The 26,876-nt window shown below is 35.4% G+C and carries 23 protein-coding genes and 4 pseudogenes; 6 read left to right on the forward strand and 21 right to left on the reverse strand.

All coding sequences use genetic code 11. From position 1 onward, the window contains the following. Window positions 1–826 precede the first annotated feature (826 nt). From OEI98_RS09010 to OEI98_RS09030, 5 genes and pseudogenes are all read right to left on the reverse strand, one after another. Complete coding sequence (locus tag OEI98_RS09010) at window positions 827–2,170, reverse strand: GntP family permease (RefSeq protein WP_266037296.1); 1,344 nt, start codon at window positions 2,168–2,170, stop codon at window positions 827–829. Window positions 2,171–2,190: 20 nt separating this feature from the next. Continuing rightward, on the reverse strand, window positions 2,191–3,324 hold the full coding sequence (locus tag OEI98_RS09015) for a glycerate kinase (RefSeq protein ID WP_266037298.1): 1,134 nt from the start codon (window positions 3,322–3,324) through the stop codon (window positions 2,191–2,193). 39 nt (window positions 3,325–3,363) lie between these two features. Beyond that, a pseudogene (locus OEI98_RS09020) lies at window positions 3,364–4,985 on the reverse strand (acyl-CoA dehydratase activase). Window positions 4,986–5,007: 22 nt separating this feature from the next. Then, window positions 5,008–6,258 carry a 2-hydroxyacyl-CoA dehydratase subunit D gene (locus OEI98_RS09025; RefSeq protein ID WP_266037300.1) on the reverse strand — a complete coding sequence of 417 codons (1,251 nt, stop codon included), beginning with the start codon at window positions 6,256–6,258 and terminating at the stop codon, window positions 5,008–5,010. A gap of 119 nt (window positions 6,259–6,377) precedes the next feature. Next, window positions 6,378–6,617: pseudogene (locus tag OEI98_RS09030) on the reverse strand (signal peptidase II); the annotation flags it as partial. Window positions 6,618–6,980: 363 nt separating this feature from the next. On the opposite strand from OEI98_RS09030, the gene OEI98_RS09035 reads away from it, so the two are divergent. From OEI98_RS09035 to OEI98_RS09045, 3 genes are read left to right on the forward strand one after another with little or no spacing between them, the layout of a single operon-like run. Further along, a complete protein-coding gene (locus OEI98_RS09035; RefSeq protein ID WP_266037302.1) occupies window positions 6,981–7,256 on the forward strand; it encodes a hydantoinase/oxoprolinase N-terminal domain-containing protein in 276 nt (91 codons plus the stop codon). 56 nt (window positions 7,257–7,312) lie between these two features. Then, the gene (locus tag OEI98_RS09040; RefSeq protein ID WP_266040641.1) at window positions 7,313–8,659 is read left to right on the forward strand and encodes a hydantoinase/oxoprolinase family protein; all 1,347 of its coding nucleotides are present in this window, start codon (window positions 7,313–7,315) and stop codon (window positions 8,657–8,659) included. Then, on the forward strand, window positions 8,646–9,956 hold the full coding sequence (locus tag OEI98_RS09045) for a histone deacetylase (RefSeq protein WP_266037304.1): 1,311 nt from the start codon (window positions 8,646–8,648) through the stop codon (window positions 9,954–9,956). Before OEI98_RS09040 ends, OEI98_RS09045 begins: the two co-directional genes overlap by 14 nt. Window positions 9,957–10,606: 650 nt before the next feature. On the opposite strand, the gene OEI98_RS09050 is transcribed toward OEI98_RS09045, so the two are convergent. The 4 genes and pseudogenes from OEI98_RS09050 to OEI98_RS09065 all read right to left on the reverse strand — a co-directional run bounded on the left by OEI98_RS09050 (window position 10,607) and on the right by OEI98_RS09065 (window position 13,777). Next, window positions 10,607–11,053 (reverse strand): S-ribosylhomocysteine lyase, encoded by a 447-nt coding sequence (locus OEI98_RS09050; RefSeq protein ID WP_266037306.1) that lies wholly within the window; start codon window positions 11,051–11,053, stop codon window positions 10,607–10,609. A gap of 22 nt (window positions 11,054–11,075) precedes the next feature. Next, window positions 11,076–11,991, reverse strand: a pseudogene (gene cysK / locus OEI98_RS15325) (cysteine synthase A). Between the two features lie 4 nt (window positions 11,992–11,995). Beyond that, entirely contained in the window at window positions 11,996–13,132 is a 1,137-nt protein-coding gene (locus OEI98_RS09060) for a bifunctional cystathionine gamma-lyase/homocysteine desulfhydrase (protein ID WP_266037308.1), read from the reverse strand. A 12-nt stretch (window positions 13,133–13,144) separates the two neighbouring features. Further along, a complete protein-coding gene (locus OEI98_RS09065; RefSeq protein WP_266037310.1) occupies window positions 13,145–13,777 on the reverse strand; it encodes a class I SAM-dependent methyltransferase in 633 nt (210 codons plus the stop codon). Between the two features lie 758 nt (window positions 13,778–14,535). Here OEI98_RS09065 and larE point away from each other — a divergent pair. Beyond that, entirely contained in the window at window positions 14,536–15,375 is an 840-nt protein-coding gene (gene larE / locus OEI98_RS09070) for an ATP-dependent sacrificial sulfur transferase LarE (protein ID WP_266037312.1), read from the forward strand. A 359-nt stretch (window positions 15,376–15,734) separates the two neighbouring features. Here larE and OEI98_RS09075 read toward each other — a convergent pair whose 3' ends face one another. From OEI98_RS09075 to OEI98_RS09125, 11 genes are all read right to left on the reverse strand, one after another. Further along, window positions 15,735–16,013 (reverse strand): hypothetical protein, encoded by a 279-nt coding sequence (locus OEI98_RS09075; protein ID WP_266037314.1) that lies wholly within the window; start codon window positions 16,011–16,013, stop codon window positions 15,735–15,737. 159 nt (window positions 16,014–16,172) lie between these two features. After that, window positions 16,173–16,904, reverse strand: a complete 732-nt coding sequence (locus tag OEI98_RS09080) for a cytochrome c biogenesis CcdA family protein (RefSeq protein ID WP_266037316.1) — start codon at window positions 16,902–16,904, stop codon at window positions 16,173–16,175. 12 nt (window positions 16,905–16,916) lie between these two features. Beyond that, window positions 16,917–17,480 carry a hypothetical protein gene (locus OEI98_RS09085; protein WP_266037318.1) on the reverse strand — a complete coding sequence of 188 codons (564 nt, stop codon included), beginning with the start codon at window positions 17,478–17,480 and terminating at the stop codon, window positions 16,917–16,919. Between the two features lie 58 nt (window positions 17,481–17,538). Next, a complete protein-coding gene (gene lgt / locus OEI98_RS09090; RefSeq protein ID WP_266037320.1) occupies window positions 17,539–18,321 on the reverse strand; it encodes a prolipoprotein diacylglyceryl transferase in 783 nt (260 codons plus the stop codon). A gap of 78 nt (window positions 18,322–18,399) precedes the next feature. After that, window positions 18,400–18,825: a hypothetical protein gene (locus OEI98_RS09095; RefSeq protein ID WP_266037322.1), complete on the reverse strand. Its 426-nt coding sequence runs from the start codon at window positions 18,823–18,825 to the stop codon at window positions 18,400–18,402. A 23-nt stretch (window positions 18,826–18,848) separates the two neighbouring features. Continuing rightward, the gene (locus OEI98_RS09100) at window positions 18,849–19,478 is read right to left on the reverse strand and encodes a hypothetical protein (RefSeq protein ID WP_266037325.1); all 630 of its coding nucleotides are present in this window, start codon (window positions 19,476–19,478) and stop codon (window positions 18,849–18,851) included. Window positions 19,479–19,480: 2 nt separating this feature from the next. After that, a complete protein-coding gene (locus OEI98_RS09105) occupies window positions 19,481–19,756 on the reverse strand; it encodes a hypothetical protein (protein ID WP_266037327.1) in 276 nt (91 codons plus the stop codon). A gap of 5 nt (window positions 19,757–19,761) precedes the next feature. Beyond that, window positions 19,762–20,178, reverse strand: a complete 417-nt coding sequence (locus tag OEI98_RS09110) for a PspA/IM30 family protein (protein ID WP_266037329.1) — start codon at window positions 20,176–20,178, stop codon at window positions 19,762–19,764. A 100-nt stretch (window positions 20,179–20,278) separates the two neighbouring features. Further along, window positions 20,279–22,684: a heavy metal translocating P-type ATPase gene (locus tag OEI98_RS09115; RefSeq protein WP_266037331.1), complete on the reverse strand. Its 2,406-nt coding sequence runs from the start codon at window positions 22,682–22,684 to the stop codon at window positions 20,279–20,281. Between the two features lie 172 nt (window positions 22,685–22,856). Next, window positions 22,857–23,039: a YHS domain-containing protein gene (locus OEI98_RS09120; protein ID WP_266037333.1), complete on the reverse strand. Its 183-nt coding sequence runs from the start codon at window positions 23,037–23,039 to the stop codon at window positions 22,857–22,859. Window positions 23,040–23,326: 287 nt separating this feature from the next. Next, complete coding sequence (locus OEI98_RS09125) at window positions 23,327–23,530, reverse strand: hypothetical protein (RefSeq protein WP_266037335.1); 204 nt, start codon at window positions 23,528–23,530, stop codon at window positions 23,327–23,329. Window positions 23,531–23,977: 447 nt separating this feature from the next. Here OEI98_RS09125 and OEI98_RS09130 point away from each other — a divergent pair, with 447 nt between their 5' ends. Both OEI98_RS09130 and OEI98_RS09135 read left to right on the forward strand, forming a co-directional pair. Next, window positions 23,978–24,613, forward strand: a complete 636-nt coding sequence (locus OEI98_RS09130; RefSeq protein ID WP_266037337.1) for a class I SAM-dependent methyltransferase — start codon at window positions 23,978–23,980, stop codon at window positions 24,611–24,613. A 279-nt stretch (window positions 24,614–24,892) separates the two neighbouring features. Further along, a pseudogene (locus OEI98_RS09135) lies at window positions 24,893–25,181 on the forward strand (IS481 family transposase); the annotation flags it as partial. Window positions 25,182–25,221: 40 nt separating this feature from the next. Here the strand turns inward: OEI98_RS09135 and OEI98_RS09140 are convergent. Then, window positions 25,222–25,917, reverse strand: coding sequence for a 5'-methylthioadenosine/adenosylhomocysteine nucleosidase (locus OEI98_RS09140; protein WP_266037339.1), 696 nt, complete (start codon window positions 25,915–25,917; stop codon window positions 25,222–25,224). Window positions 25,918–26,876: the final 959 nt, after the last annotated feature.

Raw genomic sequence — 26,876 nt, forward strand, 5'->3', positions numbered from 1 at the left:
CCTTACCTCCATATCTCGCAAAAACTATCTCCCAAAAACAAAATTGTTTGTAAAATATACAAAAAATATGGTCCCTCAGATAAAACCTATTTACTTATTGCACTAAAAGCATAAAAAGCGAAAAAAGCTTAACCAGGCGTGTTTCAAGCGCACAAAAAATGTTCATTAAGTATATGATAATTTTTATCATTATATACACTAAATGTACAGTTATTGAGCACGTTGATAATTTGAAAAACATGCTTTTCAATGCTTAATGTGCTTTTCGTGCAAAAAAATTATATAAAAAAGTAAAAAAAAGTAAAAAGGAAATAATATTTATGTCCACATAGCCCTATCACCAGACAAGTATTCATCTTAGGTTAGTTTTTAGCTTGTATGTATGATAATTTTTATTGTAGATGACTCAACCTTTTTATCTGTTAAATTCATACAATGTATATAGATCTAACCTTGTATTTTTGTTTATAATACCCGCTTTCTAAACTTTTTTGCTTTTTTGATATTATTAAGCTTCTTATTCTTACATTCGCCTTTATTATACCATATCAGAATGTTTTGCAATATAGCAATAAAAAAATATACCCACATGTGTAAATAAGAGTAGCAAGGCAATATAAAAGCAAATACTGGATAGCCTCTGTATCAAATGAGGGCTAGAGTATAATGAAGTTATTTACATTTAATGTATAAAGTTGCTAATAATGACATTATGTTCTGATCTAAAAAGTAAGGGCAGGCATTCAGAAAATACCTACCCCAACTCTTGACAAAAAACCTATAAAAACTTCAACACCAAAGATTTTGGGTGCTTTATTGTGACATATTAAATTAAGAATAACGACAAAATGAAAACTGTGATTATTGCTACTATTCCCATTATTAGGGTTGCAACAGTTTGAGTCTTGTATGCAGTTTTAACATCTATCCCACCAAACTGAGAAACAACCCAAAAATAACTATCGTTTGCATGGCTAACGGTCATAGCACCTGCACCTATTGCCGCAACCACAAGGGCCTTTGCAATATCTGAAGTAAATCCTAAAGATGGTAGTAGCGGAAGCATTAATGCTGATGTCGTTATAAGGGAAACGGTCGAAGAACCTTGTGCAGTTTTAATTGCTGCTGCAATAATGAATGGCAAAAACATACCAAGATTTAATCCCGACAAAGTTTGTCCGAGATAATCACCTACTCCTATTTCTTTAATGACATTACCTAATGAACCACCTGCTCCAGTTATAATTAATATTGTTGCAGAATCCTTTATTGCTTCGACAATCCAGGAATTTAATGTTTCAGAACTTAAATTTGGTAAAAGCAAAAATGCAAAGAACATACCTATTAAAAGTGCATTTACAGGTGTTCCTAAAAATACAAATAGTTTATCAAAAAAGCCCTCTCCAAATGGTTCACCTGGGAACTTTGCGATTGAGCCAAGTGCCATTAAAATTATGGGAACAACAATTGGGGCAAATGATTTCCAAGCATCTGGAAGTTTGCCGTACTTTTTTAAAACTTCCTCATAGCTTATGCTTTCATCAATATTAGCTTGATATTTTGAAGCAACTTTATTAGCAAATATATTACCTGCTATCATTGCTGGTATCGCTACCAGAAGTCCTATTAAGATAACCAGTAAAAGATTATTAAGTTGAAGATTAGAAGCAGCCGCAATTGGACCTGGAGTCGGCGGAACTAAAACGTGTGTTGCATAAAGTCCTGTTGAAAGTGCTATAGACATTGCAACAAGAGATGTTTTAGTTTTCTTTGCTAAAGCTTTGTTCAATGAAGAAAGAATTATAAATCCACTATCACAGAAAACAGGTATAGAGACAATGTAACCTATGATACTCATTGCTATTGTAGGTCGCTTTTCTCCTACAAACTTAATAATTGCCTCAGCCATTTTGATTGCAGCACCTGATTTTTCAAGAATGGTTCCTATGATAACACCAGCTATTATTACTATTCCTATGCTTGTGAGGGTGTTGCCAAAGCCTTGAGTAATTATCCCTGCAATTTTATCGGATGGCATAAATGCTGCAAAAGCTAAAAAATATGATGCGAAAATAAGGGCTAAGAATGGATGAAGTTTAAATTTTGCTGTTGCAATTACGATAAAAAGTATAGTCAAGAATAGAATAAAAACTAAATATGGACCTGACATTAAAACCCCTCCTTTATTTTTTAAGCCTTTATGGCTTTGATTAACCTAAAAATTCTCTCAGCAGATTTTTCTAACAATGTTGGTGCGTTTTTTATGGCATCTTCAAGGGACATTGGCTTTTCCATAGTTGAAAAAACGCTGCTAACTCCAATCTCATAAAGTTTTTCTATATCTTCAACCGTTCCTGCTATTACAATAAGCGGTTTATTATGCTTTTTGCACAATTTAGCTATTCCTGAAATTGTTTTCCCAAATGCTGTTTGAAAATCTATTTTCCCTTCACCGGAAATTACTATATCAGCTTCTTTTATTTTTTCTTCAAGTTTTAATGTTTCAGTTATTATTTCTATACCACTTTTTAACTGCGCATTTAAAAATGCCATAAGTCCTGCGCCTAAGCCACCTGCAGCTCCTGAGCCTGGAACATCTATTATTTTTTTATTAAAATACTTTTCTAAAAGTTTACCATAATGTTCAAGGTTTTTATCTAAAACTTCTACCATCTCCTTTGTAGCACCCTTTTGGGGACCGTAAACTCTTGATGCGCCATTTTCTCCAATTAAAGGATTTGCTACGTCGCAGGCTACGATAAACTCACATTCCTTTAGTCTATCATCAAGGTTTGAAGTATCTATTGAGTAAATTTTTGAAAGTTCCCCACCTCCAAGACCTATTTCTATGCCATCTTTATCATAAAATTTAACTCCTAACGCTGATGCCATGCCAGCACCACCATCGTTTGTTGCACTTCCACCTATTGCTATAATGAATTTTCTGCAACCTCTATCTAAAGCATCTTTTATAAGCTGACCGGTTCCATACGTTGTTGTAATCATGGGGTTTCTCTCATAATCCTTCAAAAGATAAAGTCCTGAGGCAGCAGCCATTTCTATAACTGCTGTTTTGCCATCACCTAATATTCCATAAAAACTTTCAATATCTCTAAATAAAGGATCTTTTACATTTGTTTTTATTATTTTCCCTCCAGTTGCATCAACTAATGATTCAACAGTTCCTTCGCCACCATCTGCCATAGGGACTTTCTCGATAACGGCTTTTGGGAAAACCTTTAAAATTCCTTTTTCTATGCTATCTGCAACCTCAAATGCAGATAAACTTCCTCTAAACTTATCGGGAGCTATAAGAATTTTCATAACATCACCACCATTTTATTTTTATCATAAAAAGTAACTTCATTTACCTTCAAGTGAAATTAGCGCTGCTCCAAGCGCTCCAATAATCTGTGGTTCAAATGGGATTACAAGTTTTTCACCGAGCCTGCTTTCGATGGCATAAACTACTCCCTGATTTTTGGCAACGCCCCCTGTCATCATGTATTTTCCTTTTCTTCCTATTCTGTCGACCAGGGAAACTGCTTTTGAAGCAACGGCTTTATTGAGGGCATGTATTATATCCCTCTGGTCCTTATTTTGGGCAATAAGAGATATTACTTCCGATTCTGCAAATACAGTGCACATACTGGTAATCGTGATATTTTCTTTTACTTCCTTATGGACTTTTGCCATTTCTTCTATTGAAATCCCTAACGTTCTCGCCATTACTTCAAGAAACCGGCCTGTCCCTGCTGAACATTTGTCATTCATTACAAAATCAATGACATTGCCGCTGTCATCTAACCTTATCACTTTGCTATCCTGTCCACCTATATCTATAACAGTTCTAATAGCATTGTCTACAAAAAACGCGCCTTTCCGTGACAGGTAATTTCAGTTACAATTCTATCTGCAAAGGGAATGCTTACTCTTCCATACCCTGTTGCTACTATTGATGTAATATCCTTTTTTTGAAGTCCTGCACTGTTTAAAGCAATTTCAAAAGCTTTAAAAGCACTTTCTAGAGCTTTAGGACCTGTTGGAATAATAGAATATGATATTATGTTTTTGTTTTCGTCGATTATGACTACATTTGTAGAAGTAGAGCCACTATCCACTCCTACAAAATATCCCTTCTTGGCTCTCTGTTTTTCCATCTTTTTTATACCGGTTGATTCCAAAAAGGCATCTATTCTTGTTAAAATCTGGCCGCTATTTGAATCGTTATAGTCAGTTTCAATTTTTAAAAGTGGGACGTCTGCTTTGCTTTTGAGTTCAGCATACTCATAGGAATAAAAATCACAGAACTTTATGGTGTTGTATATTATCCCCTTGAATTCTTTATTGATTAACTTGCTTCGATCTTCTGCCATTCTCATACAGGGTGTTAAATTGAGAAGCGATTCCGCATAGCTTTTTAATAAATTATCTTTTGCTTCAATATTGAATACTCTTTCTTCACCTGTGCAGGTAAAATTTATTATATTTGCTGTACAAGAATTTATGATTTTTTCTATAACATCATCTTTAAGCCTCGCACCTAATATAGCAATGCTTTCAGTGGATTCCTTTTCTTTATTAAAAGACTTGCTTTCTAGAATTTTTAGCAAATTCTCTTCAGCAAAATTCTTGTTTTTAAAGGCCTGATACGCTTCTATAAATTCAATTATTTCATTGTAAAAAAGATCTATTACGAGAGGATCTTTTTTTCTGGGCAGGTCTAGAAGATAGATAAATTTTACTTTACCTTTTAATACATCATAAAGTCTTTTTATACTATCACAACACGCAGTTAATATAACCTCTTCAATATTATTTTCAATTATATTTTCCAAAACCCCTTTTGCAAAACTGCACATATTTGAATGAATCAGTGCTTCAGCACGCTCATGAGATTTATATCCTGACTCAAGTCTTACCGGTTCTTCTCCAAAGGCTTCGATTATTTCTACAGGCGTGTATTTACAAATGTACCCTATCAATTTTTCACCTCCAGAAGGATTACTAGAGCATTTCAAGAAAGGCTTCGAGCCTTGTCCTATTCTGTCCCTCTTGATTATTTCTTTTGTCTACACAATCCCCATCTAAATAAAGAAATGGAATACCCAATTCTGAAGCAAGATTTTTAATTATAAACGTTCCACCCATCGACTGTTTACAGCCCAAATGACAAAACTGTATAATGCCGTCCGGTTTTATTTTTTCTATCAGTTCTTTGATTCTTGCAACTCTTCTATTTATTTCACCATTAAAAGAGTTTAAGATAAGCTTTTCAGCGATTCCCTTGAAAGGGTCGTTTTCATCAATTTCATCAAGAAAATCATAATTTAAGTCACTACCAGCAATGTGAAATTTATCGCTGAAGTTAAAGTAATCTTTAAAATTTTTCTCAAATATAGGAAGAAGGTGTATAAAAAATATGTTTTTTCCACTTCTTTCAGGAGCTCTTTTTATATCCTCCACTAACATCTCATAAAAATGTAATACTTCCTTGCTTCCAATGAATACATGGGATGCAAAGAGCATATACATTTCAAAGGTCATAGTAGGTATAAATCTTTTTTCTCCCGCATAATTTAAATATTCTCTCATAAGTGCTCTTGTTTTATTTTCCGTTTTTACAACTTCCCTCAATTTATCAGTATCAAGCTTTCTATTAAAAACTTCCCCAAGCTTTTCCGCCACTTCCAAAAGCTGTTTTTTTACATACATTACGGCGTTTTTAGAATATTTGTAGGGAATATCAATAATGTACAGTGGAACCCCGTGTTTTTTTGAAAGATACTTGAAAGTAGGTATATTCGCATCACAGATCATAGAAGTAGTCATCATAAATTTAGGTTTTTTGAGAATATTAAGCTCACTGGCTCCTATAAAAGTTTTATGGTAACTGCATAAAGTATTTGACATGCCTCTCGATTCGGCAGTATCAATAAGATAATCTTCGATGAAGAAGCCTGACATGAAAGAAGAATATGCTTCAATAAATAAGGGTTTTATATCCATAGCAATCAAAAATTCAGAGGGTGCAAAGAGGTTTACCCAAGCAGAATTTTGAGGATTTGCTAAAGAATCTTTTATGCTTTTTATAGAGTATTTATTTAGGTAATGAAGAGATTTGGGAATCCTTTTGTCTTTGAAAAAGCTCACATAATAGTAAGCAGCGGTAAGACCAAAATTTATTAGCTTATTTACTTTTTCCGGTCTATTCATATTATCTTTTATAATATTGGTATAAATCTTTACTGTATCCATTTTATCACTACCCCGTAAACTCCTTTCCTTACAGAAGTGATTTTTTCTCCAGTTGATATTTATTTCTTATCTTCTAGATAAATATCTCCTTTCGTGCACTCTTTCTAAATTCAAGGCCATGTATTTTCAGGCAAACAATATTTTCCGGCAATAATAGCTCTCCCAGCTATTACCGTTATCACTATAAAAAAGAGTCTGTTCTGAAGCATTCCAAAAGTCACACTCTTATTTTCTACATAAATAATGATGAAAAAAGTTCTTTATAACCGGATAACTCCCTCTATGCATAAGATATTTCACTGCAAGATACTTCGCAATTGGTCAACAAAAACCGCAAATATTACAATAATTATCTTCAATGTTAATTCTTCCTATGTATTCATTTGTTTGAGTTGGTATATTTTCCGTACAAATATATTATACAAGAAAATTGTAATTTAAACTATAGGCTTTAAAAAGTAATAGCAATATAAAGATAAAATCAAGATTAAATGGTTTTTATTTTTTTCTGTACATTTTTAGTTTTTCTTTTTTATTTTTCTGCTTTTTTAATCTATGTAGTAAATGAAAAAAACGCCTTGAAATTTACATTTTTTGGTTCTATAATAAATATTGTGATGGCTAAAAATCACCTATATAAAGAAATAGCGCACTCATTCCGAATGCCTGCTATAATAAAATCGATTTAAACGGCAAAATTCATCAAAAAGGGGGTATAAAAATTGATTGTAGGATTGGATATGGGAGGGACACACGTTGATGCTGTAATTATTGATAGGGGCAATATTATAGATGCAGTTAAGACACCTACTGACCACATTAATTTATTTGGATCCATATGGGAAGCCTTAAATCACCTGCTTAAAGGTAAAGATATCTCAAGTGTTAATCGTATAAATTTAAGTACCACTATATCAACAAATGCTATTGTTGAAGGTAAGACTGCTTCCGTTGGCATGATTATAGAAAGTGGCCCAGGTATGGAACCTTCTTTTTAGCATGTGGAAAAGAAAATATTTTTATTACAGGATATGTAGACCATCGCGGTAGAGAAATAAAGTCCTTTAAGCCGGAGGAAATACAAGAAGCTATTTTAAAATTCAAGGAAAAGAATATAGAAGCATGTGCAGTTGTAGCTAAATTTTCTGTCAGAAATCCTATACATGAAATAGAAATTTGCAAGCTTTTAAAAGATAAATTTTCTCCTGTGACTATGGGACATACTCTCTCAGGAAAGCTAAACTTTCCACGGAGAGTTTATACTTCCTACTTAAATTCCGCAGTATATTATGTTTTTAAATCATTTTGTGAAAGTATAAGGGAAGCCATGAAAAAAGAAAATATCAATGTTCCTGTCAATGTGCTGAAAGCCGATGGCGGTACCATGAGTTTGGATACAGCACAAAAATATCCGGTAAATACTATTTTGTCAGGACCTGCTGCTAGTGTAATGGGAGCTCTTGCTTTTAATCCTGGCGATAGAGATGGGATTCTTTTGGATATCGGAGGTACCACAACGGATATTTCTTTTGTGGCGGATGGAGTCCCACTTTTTGAGCCGCTTGGTATAAAAATAGGTAATTATAACACACTTGTAAGGGCAATTTATAACGTTTCTATTGGCCTTGGTGGGGACAGTGCAATACATGTTGAGAATGGGGAAATAAAAATAGGGCCTCACCGTGAAGGACCTCCGATGGCGATAGGTTGTTTAGTACCTACTCCTAGTGATGCTATGATAGTCTTGGGTCTCCTAGACTTTGGCGATAAAGAACGTGCAATTTCAGCGATGAAAGATTTGGGTGAAAAATTACAATTAGATGCGAAGGCAACTGCAAAGCTTATTTACAGAAAAATGGGAGAGATAATAAAACAAGAGGTAACTAACATTGTTAATGAAATTAACAGTCGCCCCGTTTATACAGTAAAAGAACTGCTATATGGAAAAAAATTAAAACCTAAGTATATTTCTCTTATAGGTGGTCCTGCTAAGGCTTTAGCTCCTTTATTAGAAAAAGAATTTAATCTTCCTTGCTATGTTCCAGAAAACTATGAGATAGCTAATGCAATAGGAGCAGCTCTTGCTAAGCCAACTGCTGAAGTAACAGTTTTAGCTGATACTGCTGAAGGAAAACTTTCAATACCTGAAATAGAGATATATGAGAAAATTGGCAAAGACTTTACTGTAGATAAAGCCGAACAAAAAGCATTGGAGCTTTTAAGAGAGATGGCTTCCGTTATAGGAGCTTCTGATAAGGACTTTGAGGGTGAAATAACAGAAAAGACGAGTTTTAATATGGTAAGAGGTTTCTATACATGTGGTAAAAACATAAGGGTGAGAGCTCAGATAAAGCCTGGTTTACTATATGAACTGAGAGGTGTAAATCATGTTGAAGTCTAAAAACAAAGTAGGTCTTGTATTTTTCCCGGCTTTTGATTGGGCAATAAGCCATACACACCCAGAGCGTGAAGAAAGGCTCTTATATACCCAAGATCAGGTATTCGAAGAAGGAATAGCGGACATTGAGGGAATAAAATTTTATAATCCTAGTATAGCTACTGAAAAAGATGTTGAGAGAGTGCATTTTTGTGTACCTGATGTAATGACAAGGGTAACCCAATCTCATCTTATATCTGCAGGTGGTGCTATAAAGGCTGCTGAAGTAGTTATGAAAAAAGAAGTGGATAAGGCCTTTGCTATAGTAAGGCCGCCGGGACATCATGCTCAAAGGGTGGTATTTGGAGATCGGGGTTTTTGTATCGTTAATATAGAAGCTGTTATGCTGGAAAATATAAGACAAAGATTTGGGAATAAAAAAGTAGCCATAGTGGATACAGACTGTCATCATGGTGACGGTACTCAGGATATATATTGGAATGATAGAGATACTCTCTATATATCCTTTCATCAGGACGGAAGGACTCTTTATCCAGGTACGGGCTTTATTGATGAATTTGGAGGTCCATCAGCTATAGGATATAACATAAATATACCTTTGCCACCAGGAACTGGCGAAGAAGGTTTTCTCAATGTACTTGATAATCTCGTGATACCTATATTGAAAGAATATAAGCCTGACCTTATTATTAATTCTGCAGGTCAAGATAACCACTATACAGACCCTCTTACAGATATGAAGTTTACTGCTCACGGCTATGCAGAGCTAACCCACAGATTGAATCCCGATATTGCAGTCTTAGAAGGTGGATATTCAATTGAAGGAGCACTTCCTTATGTAAATCTAGGTATAATTCTTGCTATGGCAGGGCTTGATTATTCTCATGTAAGAGAACCAGACTATGATCCTGAAAAACTCAAGCAATCGCCAAAGATTACTGAATATATAAAGAAATTGTGTGATGAGATTTACAACCGCTGGCAAAGACGCGAGGATATTCGTAGAGAAACCATTAAAAATCAACAGTATATATTGAGGCCCAGAAGTATATATTATGATACTGATGGAATACATGAAACACAAATCCAGAGATTTAAGGTATGCCCAAAATGCTCAGGCGTCAATACAATTCAATCCCGTTCTGATTGGAGTATTGAAATATTTGCCATTTCTATTCCAAGAGATGCGTGTAAGGCTTGCATTGATGAAGGATATAATTTATATAATCAAATACCAGCGGGGAAATATTATAAAGTATATTTACAAGATAGGGTTAATGATGTGTTTATGAGTAAATAAGGACTTGATGAAGACATATTTACCCCCTAATATAGTGTAAAATTATTGTATGATTTTTTAAAAATAAAAAATAAAGGTTCTTTGTCAAAAGTTAGGGTGGGTATTTTCTGAATGCTCGCCCTTTAGTTTTAAATTGAAATATAATGTAATTATTGTAAATTTTACGGAAGAATTAACAACATTAAAAGAAAGATAGGTTCTCAGAAAAAGTATTTTTATCACCAATGCTAGTATTTAATAATTGTCGTGTACCATCTAGTGTATAGGAAAGACCTCAAACCCTCTGAAGGCATATTCTTAACATTAAGTAGGAAAAGGCAGTTGGTGGGGTAAGTAAGAACCCCCTTACAAAAAAATAATGCACTTATTCTGAATACCTATTATGACAAAAATTAGTCAACAACCAAAAATCATTAAGAGGAGGCATCAGAATAAGTGCATAACAATTATATCATAAAACTCCGGGGTAGGCTCGGAAAGCCCCTTTACCGTTTGTACTTACCACCGACTCTCTGAAATTAAAGCACCTTCCTGCTACTTCCATTTCTAACATTCAGCATTTTTCAGTAATGACAATCGTTAAATAGCTCTCTAAAGCATTTATTATATAGTCATGTGGTCAAATTCGCAAAACAAAATAATAGTTGAGACTAATTTTGAGTATATTCAAATTTTTCCAAAATCATTTTTGCATATTCTCTAGCGGAAAATAAAGAATGGTCTCGAAAATTTCCACATTGAACCGGATTTGCGGCCGGAACTTCCTCGGTAGTTAAAACCTTCTTAAGAACATTTATAAGCTTATTTTTAACTTCTTCTTCGGAGCTTTCTCCAAATTTTACAAGGTAAAATCCCGTCCTGCAACCCATAGGGGAAACGTCAATTATTCCATCTAATTCCTCTCTGAAATAAACCGCAAAAAGATGTTCCAGAGTATGAAGAGCTGAGGTAGGAAGCTCTGATTCATTGGGCTGTAACAATCTTATATCGTATTTTTCGACTATATCCCCCTTCTCACCCTTTAAAACGGCCGCTTTTCTAACATAAGGCGCTTTTACCTTGGTATGATCAAGTTCAAAGCTCTCCACTTTTATCACAAATACCACCTTCCTCGTTATCTTATTCATATAAGTTTTTGCTGAAATACCTATCTCCTCTGTCAGGGAAAACTACCACAATGTTGCATGGTGCCTTTGCCTTCATCGCTTGCCTCATGGCTGCGGTAAAAGCAGCACCTGAAGATGGGCCAACTATTAGTCCTTCCCTTCTATGAAGTTCTTTTACGGCGTTAAAAGCTTCTTCATCCGATATTTTCTCTACTTCGTCTATTAAAGAAGTATCCATGGTATCTGGTATAAAGCTATTACCTATTCCCTCGATGTTATAGCATCCTACTTCACCTCCACCACCAATTATAGATCCTACGGGATCTGCCAAAACTGCCTTAACTTTATTATTTTTTCTTTTAAATATTTTACTACACCTGTAAAGGTTCCACCAGTCCCCGCACCGGCAACAAATAAATCAATATTTCCGTCCAGCTGCCTGTATATTTCGGGACCGGTGGTCTCATAATGAGCCCTGACATTTGCCATATTAATAAATTGATTTGGAATGAAGGAACCCTCTATTTCTCTCGCAAGCTCTTCGGCTTTTTTTATAGCCCCCTTCATTCCCTCTTCTTTTGGGGTATTTACTATCTCGGCTCCCAGAGCTTTCATAAGAAGCTGCTTTTCTACGGAAAATTTATCGGGCACCACAAAAATTACCCTATATCCCCTATTTAATGCCGCTAGAGCAAGACCTATGCCTGTATTACCTGCAGTTGGCTCAATAAGTGTGCCTCCTTTTTTAATAATCCTCTTTCTTCAGCATCTTTTATCATATATAGACATGCCCTATCCTTTACACTTCCGCCCGGATTTAAAAACTCCAACTTTGCAAATATGTTAATGCCTTCGGGTATCTCGAAATTGCTTATTTTTAAAATAGGCGTATTTCCTATAAGTTCCCTTATGTCCTTTAAGTATTCCATGGTGTTACCTCCTTAGAGCATTAAAAATATCTTCTTTTAAATCCTCAACATCTTCTATACCAACAGAAAGTCTTATCAACGTATCTTTAATCCCCAACTTCAATCTTTCTTCTTCAGGTATTGAGGCATGTGTCATTTTGGAGGGAATTGAGATGAGGCTCTCAACAGCACCTAAACTTTCCGCAAGATAAATAATTCTTAATCGCGAGATAAATTTTTCTACTTCATCCTTGTCATCCAGCTCAAAAGAAATCATACCTCCAAAACCACTGCACTGCTTCTTCATAACCTCATGTCCTCTATGTTCCTTAAGTCCTGGATAATAAACTTTTTTGATTTCAGGCAATCCTTTAAGCCATTCGGCAATTTCCCGAGCATTTCTGTCATGCTTTTCCATCCTTATGCCCAAAGTCTTTATACCCCTTATTAAAAGCCACGAATCTTGCGGTCCCAACACCGCACCTACTGAATTCTGTATGAAATGCATCTTTTCAGCTAATTCTTCGCTATTCACAACAACAAGTCCCGCCAAAACATCACTGTGCCCTCCAAGATACTTGGTTGCACTGTGTATTACTATATCCGCCCCAAATTCCAGAGGTCTCTGGAAAAAAGGCGTCATAAAGGTGTTATCAACAATTGTTATGATTCCATATTTCTTAGAAAGTTTAGATATTTCTTTAATATCTGTAACGTCCAAAAGGGGATTTGTTGGAGTCTCTATAAAAATAGCTCTAGTGTTATCATTTATAGCATTTTCTACCATATCTAAATCGGTAGTATCAACAAATTTGGCTATTATTCCGAACTTCTTGAAAATTCTATCAAAAACTCTGAAAGTGCCGCCGTAAACATTTTTTGTAATCAATATTTCATCACCATAATTAAAAAGCATGATTACCGAGGAAATAGCTGCCATTCCTGAAGAAAAGGCAAATCCCCTAACTCCTGCTTCCAATTCACAAATAAGCATCTCCAAGGCTTCCCTTGTGGGATTGCTCGTTCTGGAATATTCGTACCCTCTATGCTTTCCTATTCCGTCCTGTTTATAGGTGGTTGCCTGGTAAATAGGGTAGCTCAAAGCTCCCGTTTTTTCGTCAAAGGGTTTTCCTCCATGGATTAAAAGAGTATTAAACCTCAAAATAACCCCTCCCTACTTAACGCCTTTTGCTATAAATATGCCTACTTCGGCTTTAGAACCTTTTTTTGATACAGCTCTTGCAGAATATCCTGAAAATTCCACAGATATATTCTTAAACCCAACAATCTGCATCCATTCTGCAATCTCCTTGCGATCAAATCCGAGCCATACGTCACACATCTCTTCCCTAGCCCACTCAAACTCGTGTTTTTCGACATCAATTATGGTAATAACCCCACCGGGTTTTAAAATCCTATGCATTTCCTGGATGCCCTTAAGCGGATCATCCACATGGTGAAGAGCCATATTTGTAAACACAAGGTCTACTGATCCATCCATTAACGGAATATCCTGCATTTTCCCTTTTATAAAAAGAAGATTTTTTAAACCTTCTTTCTCCGCTTTCTTTTGAGCCATTTTTAGCATTTCACTGGATACATCAATAGCAATTACGCTATATAAGACTTTTGCAAGTTCCAGAGCTATAAATCCTGTGCCAGTTCCTATATCTGCAGCTATAATATCCTTATCTTTAACCATTCCTTCTGTGACTCTTGTTTTAAGCTCATCCGGAAAATAACACTTCCTTAACTCATCCCAATTGTGGGCAATATTGTCGAAATAACTGATTATTTTTTTGTCCATATCATCACTCCTTAAATCCTACTATTTATATCGGAATACTTGGTATTATAATAGCAAAAAAAATCCACCACGTCAATGGAGAATTTTTCTATTCCTTTTTCAAACAAATCCAAGCTTACATCCAACGCTTTAACCGAATGAGTTTCTGTAATTTTTTGGGAAGCCATATAATTAATAAAAAAATTTACCAGCTATAAAGGAATGCCTCTGAAGCAAGTGACTTTGTGAAAAGCGGCCGTTGCACATCTTTTCAAAGCCATCTGTCGATGCTTTTGCACTTTTTCAGAAATAATTCATTGGTAAATATTGTAAATTAGAGACCTAAGAGTATTCAACTTTCATGTTGACAATATAGATTATATAATTTAAACTAAATCTATAGGAATAGTTTAAATTCTTAGCTAATTGCAAAGCAAATATCGAAGTAAAAAAGCAGGATTATTCGGGATTAAATAGCAAAATCTTTGATTTATGTAGATCTAAATTCTTTAGGCCACAACAATTTCTACCATGTACTATCGTACACCATTTTAAGAGAAGGGTCACGTGGAAATGTAGGGATATCATTAGAATCAATACCAGGCTGAGGCAGGTTTTGGGTGTAAAAAGAAGTCGGAATAATTCCAGAATAAATTAACATTGTGTTTATCCTATGTAAGAATTCGGCAAAAGCAGGGAATTCTTTTAAAATATGTAGCACAACCCATGAATTTATGAGAATTTTGGGGTTCTACAAAAACCTATTAAATTCTGAAAAAATGGGGGGTAACAAATTGGACGAGATTTTACGGCAAAAGTTGAACGCTTTAAAATCATACATTAAAGAGATGGGTAGTCTTGCTGTGGCCTATTCCGGCGGTGTAGACAGTACATTTTTGATAAAGGTAGCCCATGATGTACTAGGAGACAAAGCGTTGGCTGTTACAGCTCGCTCTTCTACATACCCTGAAAGAGAATTTAATGAGGCAATAAAGTGTATTCAAGAAATTGGGGCGAGACATATAGTCATTACATCTGAAGAACTTGATATTGTAGGTTTTTCCAGCAACCCTATAGATAGGTGTTATTATTGTAAAAAAGAACTTTTTCAAAAGGTATGGAAAGTTGCAAAAGAAAACGGAATAGATCATATAGCAGATGGCTCCAATTACGATGATTTAAATGATTATAGGCCTGGCATGAAAGCAGCACAGGAACTTAATGTAGTCAGTCCACTCAAATTCGCAAAGCTTACAAAAAAAGACATAAGGGCATTGTCAAAAGAAATGGGCCTTCCAACGTGGGATAAACCGTCATTTGCATGTCTAGCTTCCCGGATTCCCTATGGTGAGTTGATTACCCAGGAAAAGCTATCGATGATAGATAAAGCTGAAAATTTCCTTATAGAGCTTGGCTTCAGGCAGCTAAGAGTAAGGCATCATGGTAATATCGCCAGGATTGAGCTGGGCGAAAAAGATTATGATAAAATCTTAAATAGAGATTTGATGAAAAAAATAGCAGCAAAATTGAAAGATATAGGCTTCACATATGTGACATTAGACCTAGAAGGATATAGAACGGGCAGTATGAATGAGGTGCTGAAAGAAAACACTCAATAGAATCACTCAATACGGTATTGAACTCTTTTAAAAAAATACGTACATTCTCCGCGATGACGGAAGATATACTAGCGATGGTGAGCTAGATAAAAAATAAAGTGTATACGCATGCAACGATGGAAAGTACAGGTTCGTATTGGTAATATAGACGATGTTTTTGAAATAGTCAATTAATCCGATAATAAATTTATCACTTAAACTTATGAGGGTGTATACAACCCCTCCAGCGAGTATAGCAATGTTAAATCCAAATTCCATTGACAATATAACAGATAGTACGTCGCCAGCTATCGACATTACCCTGTTAATACCCCACATTACGGCTATTATCTCGTCCTTGCCACTGGCGCTTAATATCTTTATACCTCGTGGGAAGGGGATCCCCATAAAAAGCCATGAATCATAACCAAAGCCGCTGACATAAGTGTTTTATTAAAGCTTGATGTGTTAATTTCTACCCCGGTTATATTCTTGCTATCCCCAGCCAGTGCATACAGTATGTCCCTTCCACCGCCAGGTCCGATTATCAATACTTTGTCGTTGTTCCCAAAAAGAAAAAGGCAGATATTCAAGTCATTTTTGTATTTATTTAAGCTGCTTATTTTACCGTCAAAACATAGTCGCATTGGTAGTACCATCAGTCGTCAATATCATCTCATTGGGATCTCCTTCTATTTTTATAACATCTGTTCTGGAAAATGTATTCCATTTAGTAAATACAATTTTACCTTTTTTGCCAGATTCGGAAAAACTGCCAATGGTATGAATAGAGTCACGGTTTCTTTATCCTTCCTCTGCTACATTCCTAATGGCAGTTTAAACGGTAATAATCTGCTTAAAAATGCCGTTAAATCCTGAATTTTGCCGAAAATCGTCAGCAACCCCAGGAAAATTAGAAAAGTTCCCAAGATTACTGATATAATATTTTGATATTTCTTTGTTTCCTTTATAACATTAATCGCCTCTGGCATATAGTAACCTACCAACAAATATGGCACTGCAAGGCCTATAGAAAACAGGAACATGGTCTTCATACCGATTAGCGTACTTCCCGTTGTGGCAGTATATATCAACATGGAATATAATACCGGCCCTATGCAGTGGGAACACACTATAGCAAAAAATAGGCCTATTAAAAAAGTAGTAAGATACCTGGAAGATGTTTTAATGTCATGTGCACTGTATTTACTTAAAAATGAAAAGTTTAAATTGATTAAACCGATTAAATTTAAACCCATTGCTATAATCAGTATCCCACCGATTACGTTCATTACCGAGATATAGCTGCTCAACCACTTGCCTATAGTACCTGATAATCCACCGACTAAAGTAAAAACGATTGTAAAGGCAAGTACGAACACAAAGGTATTAATGAGAATAAACTTTCTCATCGTCCTGTGAAATTCTACGTCCTTTAGATCCTTTATGGACATGCCGGTTATCAGCGAGAAATATACGCTTATCATGGGTATTATACATGGGGATAAAAACGAAGCAACGCCTGCTATAAAAGGTAATGCATAAGTCACCTATAGCCCCCCTTATTTTAAAAACCTTTCGTCCCATTTATATACTCTGGATTTAACCCCACCTATGTCCCGCAATTCTAATTGAATATATTTGGTATTGGGTGTAATCAAACTTTTGCCGTTTATCTTTTTTGGTATTTTTATAAAGGCGACAACGTGATGCCCCGAGCCCTCTATTGACCACTTTACATTGTCAACCTTTAGACCTTCGCTATTAGTAAACAATACCTTTCCGCTTAGGTCGAGTTGAGATAGATCCACCTGATGGTTGTCTAAAAATACCTGAAAAACCAGATTGTCTTTATCATCTTGTATGGGATTCATATAGCTTACGCCTATGCTTATATCGCCTTCATCGTTGGTTATCAGAAGATCCTGAGGATTTATCTTTGTAGTAGATGTGTTTGCTGCTTTTAATGTATCTTTTTTCTCCGATGTTTTATTATTTTGAGTCACTTGCTTGGGATTGTCTGCTACGTTTTTTGGTTTGGAAAATTTTGATTCAAAATAAAACACAGAAGATATTAATGCTATCACAATGATAGCAAAGGTCATTCTTTTTACTAATTTGCTCATAAAACAAAACCCCTCCTTATGCCATAATATATCATCAAGGATATAATGTATAATAATGTCACGATAAGCCCGTCCTCAATAGCTTCCCCCTGGATACTACTTCATTCCCCTTCACTTCATCCCTACTGCGTTTTTTGAGGACATACATAGCGCACAAACCAGCAACAATTATTACCGCGCTTAAAACATGGGCAATGGAAAAGGGCCCAAATACTATGGGGTTTGTCCTAAAGAACTCAACAATCCCTCTGTTTACGCTAAAAAATATCAAATACCACAAAATTAACTGTCCATTATAATCGACGTTTTTGCGCTTTCTCCACAATACAAAAAACAGGATGTAATCCAGCGTAAATTCATAAACCTGTGCTGGATGAACCCATTGTCCATTATATGGGACACCCCAAAACCATTTTTTTGACATAGGAACGCCAAACACGTCACATCCAATCCTGCCAATTGCCTGGCCCAATGCCAGCGAAGGCGCAACTATATCGGCAAAAACCCAAAAATTCTTGTTGTGCTTCTTGGTATACCATATAGCAAACAATGTCGCAAACATTATAGCACCCTGTATAGACATGCCGCCGTTATTTATTTTTATTATATCCAGTGGATGGCTTATAAAATATTTAGGGTTAAAAAATATTATATAACCCAGTCTTCCACCTATAATCCCGAATAATACCAAATATAAAAGGAAATCTAAGTATTCGTTAGCATCTATTCCTTTACGGATCGCTTCTTTGTATGCTAGTAACAATCCAACAATGATTGCAATAGCTATCATCAGGCCAAATAAGTACACAGATATGTGCCCTATTTTAAATAACTCAACCAAGAAAACTCCCCTTTCTTAAGTCTTGTTTTCATATTTGAATAGTCGGAATTATGTCAAAAAACTATATAATGGTGGCCATCAAAAGCCACCCATCATGTAACTGTTGAAGCCATGCATACCCTCCATGGCTTTGTACATTTCTATCATTCCGTTTTTCCCGATAGACTCCATCACAGCAGCCATATTGCCATACCCGTTATCTCTCATTATCTTTATCATCTTTTGATAGTCGGAATCTGATAGGTTCTCCATAAGTTTATCCATGCCATTGAAATCTCTTTTCTCCATGAGATTTGCCATATCTGTTAGTCCATTTTCTTTCATAATCTCAATCATGTTTTCATATCCATAATCATTTTGTTTTACATCTTTTGTTTGATTTACAATTTTAACTGGATTTTTAGGGAAAGTTGTACTGTTAGTACCTTTTGCCAGAGCCATCTCTCCAATTAATCCTATTAACACAACAGATAATACAGCTGTCATTAATAACTTACTTTTCATTTTTTATTACCTCCTATTTTCAATTATTTTAAATTTTCTATCTCTTCTTTAAGCTTTACAGCCTCGTATTCTAGCTCTTTTGTCTGTAGTTCTTTGATCATTCTATCTATTTCTTCTATCTGCTTCTCCAACTCACTGTCTTGCTTTACTAGCCTCTGTATGCTCTCTTCTATCTCGATCTTTCTGCTAATAAACTCCTCAGTTTTTTCTTCGCTGATTTTTATTACACTTTCCGCCATATTTTCCATCTTATCTTTTTCCGCCTTAAGCTCATCAATCCTCTGTCGCAATTTATCCCTAACTTGTAGTACTTTAAACCTAGCTTGCTGTAATTTTTGCATTTTCGCATCAAGGTAGCTACCAGTGCTGTTAATACCTCTATTTTGCTCTTGTTGTCTTGTCTTATTTAAGCCGCGCCTTCTAATATCCATTAATTCTTCAAAGCTTATGGTGTTATCGTATATCATCTGTTTATACCTTCCGAATTGCATGTCATCAATAATCCCTTCTGCGTACATCCTTTTTAGCAACGTCATCTTTTCCTCAAAATCATCTTGCACATAACTATCGCAGGAATCCTCTCTATAGCTTCCACACCCCCTTGGAAATCCATAATAATCAAATGTCCTAAACAATCCACCACCGCATCCCATTATTACGACACCCCTTTCTTCTTTTTCAGTTGTTCTAACTCTTGCTTTATCCTCTCTTCCTTTTGGATTTTATTTAACTCTTCCTGAATAGGATCTGTTTCATCCAATACGTCTAGTGCATTTATCTCAATAAGCTCATCCATAGCAGCTACCCTGTTATTTTTCTCTTTTATCTTCTCTTGCGCCCTGGCTATTCTCTGATTTATATTTAAAATATCACTGGAAACCCCTGCAATAGCTTCCTTAACCATTATTTGAGCGTCAGCTGCACGATTCATGGCAATTAATTCTTCTTTTTGTTCTGCAGATCGTAAATATGCCTCTCCAGTTTCTCTTTATTAGCCGCGATCATCTTTATCTTTTCTTCTAACTGCTTCAGTTCTTTTGAAATCCGTTCTTCTTGTTCTGTAAGATCCATCTTTTTAGATAATGCCGCCTGGGCTAAATCTTCTCGGTTGGAAGCAATTGATAGATCAGCCTGTTCTTGAGCCAATCTTATTTTATCCCTTATATCTGAGAGGTTACTTTCAAGCCTTTTCTTAACCGTAGTAACCTCGATAAGCGACTTATTTATCTTATTTAATTGTTCTCTCAGCTCTTCAAGAGACAGCTCTAAAGCCTCTTCAGGATCTTCTAATTCATTCAATATTGAATTTGCTTTTGCTTTAAAAATCGACTTTATCTTATCGGCCAACCCCATTTTTTATTACCTCCTTTTTTATTCTCACATATACATCATACACTTTAATTGTGGAGAAAATATGAAGAAAAATGATGCGTTATAAGGAGTATTTTAAAACTTACCTGGGCATCTTAGGCTTGAATCTTTTAAGCCTCAAGGCATTGGTAACCACAGAAACCGAACTAAATGCCATAGCCGCCCCTGCAATTGCAGGATTCAAAAACCCAAAGGCAGCTATTGGTATACCTATTACATTATAAATAAATGCCCAGAAGAGGTTCTGCTTTATATTTCTCATGGTGGCGCGGCTTAGTCTGATAGCAGTAGGTATTCCCATCAGATCACCGCTCATTAGTGTTATATCAGCGGCTTCAATGGCCACATCTGTGCCTGTTCCTATAGCAATGCCTACATCTGATGCGGCCAATGCCGGAGCATCATTTATCCCATCTCCCACCATAGCGGTTATCTTGCCCTGTCGTTTGAGCTTCTCAACTTCTTCCGCCTTATTCTCGGGCAATACCTCAGCTAAAACATGCTCTATGCCTACCTGCTTTGCTATAGCACTGGCTGTTCGCCTATTGTCACCTGTTATCATCCAGACCTCTATTCCCATTTTCTTTAATTGATCTATGGCCTGTTTTGAGTTTTCTTTTACCGTATCTGCTACCGCCACAATCCCAGCCAGTTTGCCGTCAACTGCCATTATCATCGCGGTCTTGCCTTCTTCTTCTAATTTATCCAATTTATCTTCTATGGCGTCTATGGGTATTCCTTCTTTTTGCATAAGCCTTCTATTCCCAACGTAAATGTCTTTGCCGTCAATTCTGGCATATACTCCATGCCCAGGTATCGCCTTAAAGTCCTGTGGATCATCCAGACTTATATTGTCGCTTTTTGCCCTATTCACTATTGCTTCCCCTAAAGGATGTTCTGAATTCTTTTCAGCTATAGCTGCAAACCTCAATATGTCGCTCTCATTATAGCCATTTACTTTAATTACGTCAGTAACCTCCGGCTTGCCTTTTGTGATTGTGCCCGTCTTATCCAGGACGATGGCATTTATCCTATGAGCTCTCTCCAGATGTTCTCCACCTTTTATAAGTATGCCGTTTTCTGCACCTTTACCTGTACCCACCATTATTGATGTGGGGGTAGCAAGCCCCAGTGCGCATGGGCATGCAATAACAAGAACGGATATAGCGCTTGTTATACCCATGAATAGATTGCCAAACCCAAAATACCATACTAAAAATGTTATCGCCGCTATTCCTATCACTACAGGTACAAATATACCCGAGATCTGATCTGCCAAACGCTGGATCGGTGCCTTAGAACCTTGAGCGTCTTCTACTAATTTTATTATCTGTGCCAGTGCTGTATCTTTTCCTACTTTTGTGGCTTCAAATTTAAAGGATCCTGTCTTGTTTATCGTCGCACCAATAACTTCATCACCGACTCTCTTTTCAACAGGTATAGATTCACCTGTGAGCATCGATTCGTCTACAGCCGAATAACCTTCTATGATCTTGCCATCTACCGGTATTTTTTCACCTGGCCTTACTACTACTATATCTCCTACCTGAACTTCTTCAACAGGTATGTCAACCTCTTTTCCGTCTTTTATTACCCTGGCAGTCTTAGCCTGAAGTCCCATGAGTTTTTTAATAGCCTCAGAGGTCTTGCCTTTTGCTACTGCCTCTAGGTATTTGCCCAGAAGGATTAATGTTATTATGACAGCAGCTGCTTCAAAATAGAGCTGTCCCCGAACACCGACAAATACATTATATACGCTGTAAAAATAAGCTATTGTCGTACCCATGGCGATTAACACGTCCATATTTGCAGATCCACCTAATAAAGCGTGATAAGCACCTTTATAAAATCTATAACCTATGATAAACTGTATTAGGGTAGCTATAACCAATTCTAAATATGGATTGCCCAGGACAGTCATTATGCCAAATCCAGATTCTAAAATCATATTTAAAACCAATGGTATTGATAGTATTGCCGATATTATAAACAGAAATCTAAGATGTCTTATTTCCCTGTCTTTCTCTTGTTTATCTACATCAACACCTTCTGTTTTTTCAATGGCATCATAACCTACTTTTCTTACGACTTTTATAAGATCATTTACACTTACCTGTTCTGCATTGTAATCTATAACAGCTGTTTCTGTTGCAAAATTTACACTGGCATTTCTCACACCCGGTGTTTTACTTAATGCTTTTTGAATTCTCATAGCGCAAGAAGCACATGTCATGCCTTTTAGCTTTAAGGTCGTCCTGTCTTCTATAACATCATATCCAACATCTCTGATCTTTTTCACAAAGTCATCTACGCTTACATCTTGCGGATTATATGTTATAGTGGCTTTTTCTGCCGCAAAGTTTACATTGGCTTCGCTTACACCGTGCATCTTTTTTAGCGCCTTTTCTATCCTTGAAGCGCAGGATGCACACGTCATGCCTTTAAGTTTAAAACTTACTTTCGCTGTCTCTTTATTCATAACTTCCATATTAAAGCCTCCTTATCTTTTTGTAATCATATTCCGTTTCTATGCGTCATAAGTTTAATCTTTTATTTATAGTAATCATATCGTCTTACTTGACTTTATTTTTATATTCATTCTTCAAGGATTTTAAATCAAAGTTATAGAAAAGGGAAACTTAAAAAGTTTCCCTTTCGAATTAACAGCAGTGGCTGCCATGGCTCATATGACCCGTATCTTCCTTTACATACTTTGCAGGATCTTTGTCAAACTCTGCTTTGCAGTGGTTGGAACAAAAATAGTATGTTTTCCCATTGTACTCTGATTTTGCTGGAGCTTTACTTTCATCTACCGTCATTCCGCAAACTGGATCTTTAGCCATATATATCACCTCCTCTCAATATACTATCTCCTCGTTAGGTACATTTTATATTATTGCTTATTATTATTATTATTTTTTGTCAATAATAGGTTATAAATGCACTAAATTGCACTCCAGCAACACTTCGTCCCTTTTCACTTTTCATTTTCTGCCTTTATATCGCCTCTATTTATCATAAAAAATTATAAGGCAGATGATGCAAAATGGTGACTTCACTTTTCAAGAAAAATCCTGAAATATACAAACACCTGGAGAATATAAAATGTAAAATTATATTGCTATTTAATTTAGATTTTATTCTTTTCTTTTACTTCATTACTTTCAAGAGCATAATTTTCATAAGCTTTGTCGGTAAACCTTTTTTCATTATTGTGATTGCTGCTATGATTATTATGGCTTCCACAGCAACCACCTATACCTGCTTTATACATTAAAAAATGAATTAAAAACATAACACCTGCGAATACTATTATATACAATATTTCGCTCATATTGCTAGCTCCTTTCCTAATCTACTATATATTGGTATTATAGACAATGTTTTTGAAATAGTTAATTAATTTTATTTAACGATGATAAATTTATTAAAAATTTTACAGAATCCATATTATTTTCATATCTACATTGTACAGTGTAATTGTGAAGAAAATATGAAGAAATTTTAGGAATTTAAAACCTTTAGATTTTTCCTCATTTATCCCTTGTTTCCTTCCAAAAGACATTTTGATTTCATTTGGTTATAGTCGAAGTTTCAACATATCGCACCATATTGCAACTATTTACCTAAACTGTACTCAAACCTCCTGCTCATTCTTTGCATATGTATAGAATAAGAATAAACTTTCATATTTTCTACATAAAATCGCACTTATTTTAGGAAAATATATGCTAGAATTATTATCAGAATAAACAAAAAAATAACCAAAGGAGGACTGTATATGAGAAATACAACAGAAATTATAAAAAAGAGATATGATAGGGCAGCAAAATATTATGATAAAATTGAAGACATGATGGAAAAAATGTGGATATCTAAATGGAGAAAAGAACTATTTAATCATGTAAAGGGCCACGATGTTTTGGAAATCGGTGTTGGAACAGGCAAAAACATGCCTTATTATCCCAAAGATATTAATATCACAGCCATAGATTTTAGTCCAAAGATGCTTGAAAAAGCAATAGCAAGGGCAAATAAACTTGGTTTAAATATAACGCTTAAATTAATGGATGCTCAACAACTAGATTTCCCTGACAACTCTTTTGATACGGTGATAACAACTTGTGTCTTTTGTTCTGTGCCGGACCCCATTAAAGGATTACAAGAGATAAAAAGGGTCCTGCGAAAAAGCGGTGAATTAATCATGTTGGAGCATGTAAGAAGTAATATAGAACCCTTAGGTACATTTATGGATATTATAAACCCATTAGTTGTCAGAATATACGGAGCCAATATCAACAGAAATACTATCGATAATATAAAAAAGACCGGTTTTCAAATAATTTATGAAAATAATCTATTTTTTGACATTGTTAAACTTATAAAAGCAAAACCTACATCGTTATATCGTCCCTAAGCAACAGCTTAGGCTTTAAAGACTTCCTGCGAAAGTTAATATAACAAAGATCAAAAATCCTGCCACAAGGAAAATATGTCTTTTTAGAGAGCTCTCATCCCAAGGTAGCCAATAGGGTGTATGCCCAAGGGATAAAAAACAAGGATAATGTATTGGCACTAGCACAGAAGAAAGAAAATAAGCTTAATGCCTATGCCTAGAGTTAGGCACATCCCGGAAAAAATTGTGGGAGAAGTTGTCAGAAAAGTATTTGAGCACCATAGTCAAAATGCTTCCATAACAGCAAAAATATATGAATTTTCTGCTACTTTCGGTTTTATGTTTATAGTCTTAGTCGCATTGTAGCTAATCACCCATAATATAAGAAATCTAATAAAAATTAGGTTAGATAATGGTCAAAAAATTTTGTGGAGGAAACTAGAAGAAATTTGAAGAATGGAACAAAATGCTCTTTCATTTTGTGGTAGTTCTTTCTCGTATTCCTCCAAAAGCTAAACATCTTATGGGAGTAGTAGAAAATTCACATAAAGCAGATAACGAATATTTTTTGATGATTCACACTGAACAAAGGTAGCCGCCTTTCCGTTCGATAAAGGCATTTTACCGCCTCACATCAGCTTCACCACTTCGCTTACAATTTTGCTAGAAATTTTGGCAGCTTGTTCTATAAAAGTATTAAAATCAACAGAAGCTTCTTCATTAGCATTGTCAGAAATACTCCTTATTATGACAAAGGGTATATTATTTAAATATGCGACATGAGCAATAGCTGCTCCTTCCATTTCTACTGCATAGGCATTAAACATTTCTCCTAATTTTCTAGCCTCTTCTTTAGAAACCACAAATTTATCTCCCGAAATAATTCTTCCTACATATGCACTACCATCAGCGATATTTTTTGCCACTTTTTTAGCTAATTCAACAAGTTTTCCATCTGCTTTAAAAATGCTTTTTTCCATTCTGGGAATTATTCCAGGTTCGTATCCAAAAGCTGTTACATCAATGTCATATTCCATAGTATCTGATGAAATGACTATATCCCCTACTTTTATGCCAGGCTTTATACCACCTGCCACCCCAGTATTTATGAGTACATCTGCATTAAAGTCAGAAATCAAAATTTGGGTTGCCATAGCAGCATTTACTTTTCCAATTCCTGAACGAACTATAACGATATCCGCACCTTTTAAACTGCCTACGTAAAAATCCAATTTAGCTTTCCTTACAATTTCTTTTAAGGTCATCTCATTTTTTAAAATGTCTATTTCTTCTTCCATCGCCCCTATTAGTCCAATCTTTTTCACACCAAACCCCCTAAAAATTTAATCGAGTATGAACTAAATAATTATTTTATTTAAAAAAACGTCCTCTCACACCATCGTACGTACCGTTTGGCCTCCGGCAGTTCATTTAGGAATTATGCACAATAAAATATCTTTCTACACTAAACTTACAAGACCCATTTTCTTGAAGTATGAATTTCCCTTCTTTATTTACCATAAAAAGAAAACTTCCCGTCACGGACGAGAAGTTCGCGGTACCACCTTACCACCCTATTTAACAATGGGTATCTCTCATTTTATATAACAGGAAACCAGCAAAACTTACTGCAATTTCAGCCTGCAGCTCAGAGATGATTTTCAACAAATACAGGCTTATTAGCCTGCACCTGCCGCCAATTCTCTGAAAGCTGTATCTGCCTACTCGTCCTTGTCACAGCCTTTAACGATATTTTTTACACAATTATATAATACCACAAGTTTTTCGTCAATAGTAACATATGCTAAGGAAGTGAAGTTTTTCTATATTTGCATGTATTGTCTCAACATACAAATCCCCTCATTCTTTTTGTAAAATTACAAATCTTAAAATATGCATTGAAAAAAAATTAACAAGACGGCTATGAAAAAGAGCAATGACTCATCATCTTTGCATGATTTTTATCCAATATCTATCAGATTATATACAATTATATACAGTTATATCCAAATATAAAACCTCAACACCTAAATGCGTGTGATTTAAGCTTACATCTTTGAAGTTCATAACCATAACTAACTTACAGTTGATTGTTGCTATCTTGTTGCTTTTGTCATCTTCCTGTAGAAAGTATCGCTTAATATCGCTTGTGGTTGCATACGTTTTCTTGTTCTGTCACAAAGTTGCAAAAATCATTGAGAATTTGTTTGTAATCCCAATTGTTCTTGGAGAGAGGTTTTTAAATCGTCTGTCGTCTAAAAAATACTTAATGGCAAATTTAAGT

The sequence above is a fragment of the Thermoanaerobacter sp. RKWS2 genome (assembly GCF_026240795.1).
Taxonomy (GTDB): Bacteria; Bacillota; Thermoanaerobacteria; order Thermoanaerobacterales; family Thermoanaerobacteraceae; genus Thermoanaerobacter; species Thermoanaerobacter ethanolicus.

What these genes read in the sequence shown, in the direction of transcription:
- OEI98_RS09010 (WP_266037296.1), bottom strand. Translation starts at nt 2,170, where the DNA reads ATGTCAGGTCCATATTTAGTTTTTATTCTATTCTTGACTATACTTTTT.
- OEI98_RS09015 (WP_266037298.1), bottom strand. Translation starts at nt 3,324, where the DNA reads ATGAAAATTCTTATAGCTCCCGATAAGTTTAGAGGAAGTTTATCTGCA.
- OEI98_RS09025 (WP_266037300.1), bottom strand. Translation starts at nt 6,258, where the DNA reads ATGGATACAGTAAAGATTTATACCAATATTATAAAAGATAATATGAAT.
- OEI98_RS09045 (WP_266037304.1), top strand. Translation starts at nt 8,646, where the DNA reads ATGTTGAAGTCTAAAAACAAAGTAGGTCTTGTATTTTTCCCGGCTTTT.
- OEI98_RS09065 (WP_266037310.1), bottom strand. Translation starts at nt 13,777, where the DNA reads ATGGACAAAAAAATAATCAGTTATTTCGACAATATTGCCCACAATTGG.
- larE (WP_266037312.1), top strand. Translation starts at nt 14,536, where the DNA reads ATGGGGGGTAACAAATTGGACGAGATTTTACGGCAAAAGTTGAACGCT.
- OEI98_RS09075 (WP_266037314.1), bottom strand. Translation starts at nt 16,013, where the DNA reads ATGGTACTACCAATGCGACTATGTTTTGACGGTAAAATAAGCAGCTTA.
- OEI98_RS09085 (WP_266037318.1), bottom strand. Translation starts at nt 17,480, where the DNA reads ATGAGCAAATTAGTAAAAAGAATGACCTTTGCTATCATTGTGATAGCA.
- OEI98_RS09095 (WP_266037322.1), bottom strand. Translation starts at nt 18,825, where the DNA reads ATGAAAAGTAAGTTATTAATGACAGCTGTATTATCTGTTGTGTTAATA.
- OEI98_RS09100 (WP_266037325.1), bottom strand. Translation starts at nt 19,478, where the DNA reads ATGGGATGCGGTGGTGGATTGTTTAGGACATTTGATTATTATGGATTT.
- OEI98_RS09105 (WP_266037327.1), bottom strand. Translation starts at nt 19,756, where the DNA reads ATGAATCGTGCAGCTGACGCTCAAATAATGGTTAAGGAAGCTATTGCA.
- OEI98_RS09110 (WP_266037329.1), bottom strand. Translation starts at nt 20,178, where the DNA reads ATGGGGTTGGCCGATAAGATAAAGTCGATTTTTAAAGCAAAAGCAAAT.
- OEI98_RS09115 (WP_266037331.1), bottom strand. Translation starts at nt 22,684, where the DNA reads ATGGAAGTTATGAATAAAGAGACAGCGAAAGTAAGTTTTAAACTTAAA.
- OEI98_RS09120 (WP_266037333.1), bottom strand. Translation starts at nt 23,039, where the DNA reads ATGGCTAAAGATCCAGTTTGCGGAATGACGGTAGATGAAAGTAAAGCT.
- OEI98_RS09125 (WP_266037335.1), bottom strand. Translation starts at nt 23,530, where the DNA reads ATGAGCGAAATATTGTATATAATAGTATTCGCAGGTGTTATGTTTTTA.
- OEI98_RS09130 (WP_266037337.1), top strand. Translation starts at nt 23,978, where the DNA reads ATGAGAAATACAACAGAAATTATAAAAAAGAGATATGATAGGGCAGCA.